This is a genomic window from uncultured Streptococcus sp. (assembly GCF_963516575.1).
GTDB lineage: Bacteria > Bacillota > Bacilli > Lactobacillales > Streptococcaceae > Streptococcus.
Genome location: NZ_CAUQCP010000087.1, coordinates 1 through 3,155, shown reverse-complemented (window position 1 = coordinate 3,155; position 3,155 = coordinate 1). Strand labels below are relative to the sequence as shown.

General features: G+C 39.3%; 4 protein-coding genes and 1 pseudogene. All 5 read left to right on the top strand.

Features of this window, described 5'->3' with window-relative positions; genetic code table 11:
- The first annotated feature begins 112 nt into the window (after positions 1-112).
- Positions 113-639, top strand: a pseudogene (locus tag RWM06_RS09650) (aromatic acid exporter family protein).
- A 76-nt stretch (positions 640-715) separates the two neighbouring features.
- On the top strand, positions 716-1,072 hold the full coding sequence (gene glnR, locus RWM06_RS09645; RefSeq protein WP_000659547.1) for a transcriptional repressor GlnR: 357 nt from the start codon (positions 716-718) through the stop codon (positions 1,070-1,072).
- 36 nt (positions 1,073-1,108) lie between these two features.
- A complete protein-coding gene (glnA, locus tag RWM06_RS09640; RefSeq protein WP_049551955.1) occupies positions 1,109-2,455 on the top strand; it encodes a type I glutamate--ammonia ligase in 1,347 nt (448 codons plus the stop codon).
- Positions 2,456-2,568: 113 nt separating this feature from the next.
- Positions 2,569-2,889, top strand: coding sequence for a PadR family transcriptional regulator (locus tag RWM06_RS09635; protein WP_033683091.1), 321 nt, complete (start codon positions 2,569-2,571; stop codon positions 2,887-2,889).
- A partial coding sequence (locus RWM06_RS09630; RefSeq protein ID WP_313970953.1) for a DUF2812 domain-containing protein occupies positions 2,889-3,155 on the top strand: 267 nt, incomplete at its 3' end. The genes RWM06_RS09635 and RWM06_RS09630, both read left to right, overlap by 1 nt.

Here is a 3,155-nt window from a genome sequence, read left to right as displayed (position 1 = left end):
GAGAGGGATGAAAGTTCCTCTTTTCTTTTGCTTAAAATAAAAACGCTTCCTCTCAACTATTGCTCATAAAATCAGCCAATTTATGATAAAATGGAAATAGAAAGTTGAGATTATGAGTTATTTTAAAAAATATAAATTCGATAAATCACAGTTCAAACTTGGTATGCGAACCTTTAAAACAGGTATTGCTGTTTTTCTAGTTCTCTTGATTTTTGGCTTTTTTGGCTGGAAAGGTCTTCAAATCGGTGCTTTGACAGCGGTTTTTAGTCTGAGGGAGAGTTTTGATAAGAGTGTTCATTTCGGAACTTCGCGTATTCTAGGAAATAGTATCGGTGGCCTCTATGCCTTGGTTTTCTTCCTAATAAATAGTTTTTTCCACGAAGCCTTTTGGGTGACCTTGGTAGTTGTTCCAATCTGCACCATGTTAACCATTATGACAAATGTAGCCATGAATAACAAAGCAGGGGTTATTGGTGGTGTAGCAGCTATGTTAATCATTACCCTATCGATTCCGAGTGGGGAAACGATTTTGTACGTGTTTGCGCGTGTATCAGAAACGTTCATGGGAGTTTTTGTCGCAATTCTCGTAAATTACGATATTGATCGTATTCGGCTCTTTTAGAGAAAAAAGAAAAATAATGTTACATTTTATAACATTATCAATTGACGTTTGTCTTTTTTTAGACTATAATAGACAGAAAGAAGGAAATTGTAAATGAAGGAAAAAGAATTTCGCCGAAATATGGCTGTTTTTCCTATCGGCAGTGTTATGAAGTTGACCGATCTATCGGCGCGTCAGATTCGTTATTATGAAGATCAAGAGTTGATTAAGCCTGATCGAAACGAAGGGAACCGTCGCATGTATTCCTTGAATGACATGGATCGTCTGCTTGAAATCAAAGATTATATCTCTGAAGGTTATAATATCGCTGCCATTAAGAAAAAATATGCTGAACGTGAAGCGAAATCCAAGAAAGCGGTGAGTCAGACTGAGGTGCGCCGTGCACTTCACAATGAACTCCTCCAGCAGGGTCGCTTTGCTTCGGTGCAATCACCTTTTGGACGCGGTTAGGCAACCGCAAGTAGTCATACATTAAGGAGAAAACTCATGCCAATCACAGCTGCAGATATTCGTCGTGAAGTCAAGGAAAAAAATGTTACCTTTATTCGTCTCATGTTCTCAGATATTTTGGGAACCATGAAAAACGTCGAAATTCCTGCTACAGATGAACAGTTAGATAAAGTCTTGTCAAACAAGGCTATGTTTGATGGATCTTCTATTGAAGGTTTTGTACGTATCAATGAGTCGGATATGTACTTGTACCCTGACTTGGATACATGGACAGTCTTCCCTTGGGGAGATGAAAATGGAAGTGTTGCAGGTTTGATCTGTGATGTCTATACAACAGAAGGTGAACCATTTGCAGGTGACCCTCGTGGTAATTTGAAACGTGCTCTTCGTCACATGGAAGAAGTGGGATTCAAATCCTTCAACCTTGGTCCAGAGCCAGAATTCTTCCTATTTAAGTTGGATGAAAATGGTGACCCAACACTTGAAGTAAATGACAAGGGTGGCTACTTTGATTTGGCGCCTACTGACCTTGCGGACAATACACGTCGTGAGATTGTGAATGTCTTGACCAAAATGGGATTTGAAGTAGAAGCGAGTCACCACGAGGTTGCGGTTGGACAACACGAGATTGACTTTAAGTACGATGAAGTTCTCCGTGCTTGTGATAAGATTCAAATCTTTAAACTTGTTGTTAAAACTATTGCTCGCAAACATGGACTTTACGCAACCTTTATGGCCAAACCAAAATTTGGTATTGCTGGATCAGGTATGCACTGTAATATGTCCTTGTTTGATGCAGAAGGAAATAATGCCTTCTTTGATCCAAATGATCCAAAAGGAATGCAGTTGTCAGAAACAGCCTATCATTTCCTTGGCGGTTTGATCAAGCATGCTTACAACTATACTGCCATCATGAACCCAACGGTTAACTCATACAAACGTTTGGTTCCAGGTTATGAAGCACCTGTTTACATTGCTTGGGCTGGTCGTAACCGTTCACCACTTGTGCGCGTGCCTGCTTCACGTGGCATGGGAACTCGTCTTGAGTTACGTTCAGTGGATCCAATGGCAAACCCATACATCGCTATGGCTGTTCTTTTGGAAGTTGGTTTGCATGGTATTGAAAACAAAATTGAAGCACCAGCTCCTATCGAAGAAAATATCTACATCATGACAGCGGAAGAGCGTAAGGAAGCTGGTATTACAGACCTTCCATCAACTCTTCACAATGCTTTGAAAGCTCTGACTGAAGATGAAGTTGTTAGAGCAGCTCTTGGAGAACATATCTATACTAGTTTCCTTGAAGCTAAACGAATTGAATGGTCAAGTTATGCAACCTTCGTTTCACAATGGGAAATTGATAACTATTTAGATCTTTACTAATATAGAAGAAAGATTGCCTGAGGGCGGTCTTTTTTCTTGTGTTTTATATCGAGGTGTGATATATTTTATATAACGAGATGCGATATATCGAACTGAATAGGAGGTAGCTATAAATGGAATTAACGGATAAGATTCGTCGAGTTTATCTTCCGATGACAGAAACGGGTTTTTATATCTTGTTCTGTCTGCAAAAGGAGCGTCATGGGTATAGTATTACGCAAAAGGTCAAGGAGATGACAGATTCGCAAGTTTCGATTAGTCCTGGAACTATGTATGGAACCTTGTCAAAGATGGAAAAGGATGGTTTGATTTCCTTTGTCCGAGAAGAAGAAAAACGGAAAATCTATCAGATCACAGACTTGGGACGAAAAGTTTTAGATATTGAATTGAAGCGTATTGAACGGCTCTATAGAAACAGTCGGGAGGAAGGATGATGGAAAAGAAAATTGTTTATCGAATTTTTACAATTGCGGATTATGAGAGGGAGGCTCTATACTTTAGAGAAATGCATGCTAAGGGCTGGAAACTTAGGAAAGTAAGCTATTCTATCTTATTGTTTGCAGTTAAGTATACCTTTGAAAAGTGTCACCCTGAGCAAGTATCTTATCAGTTGGATTTTTACCCAATGGAAAAATCAGAGAGAGCCTCCTATTTACAACTATTTAAAGACTGTGGCTGGGAGCATATTACAGACTTTAAT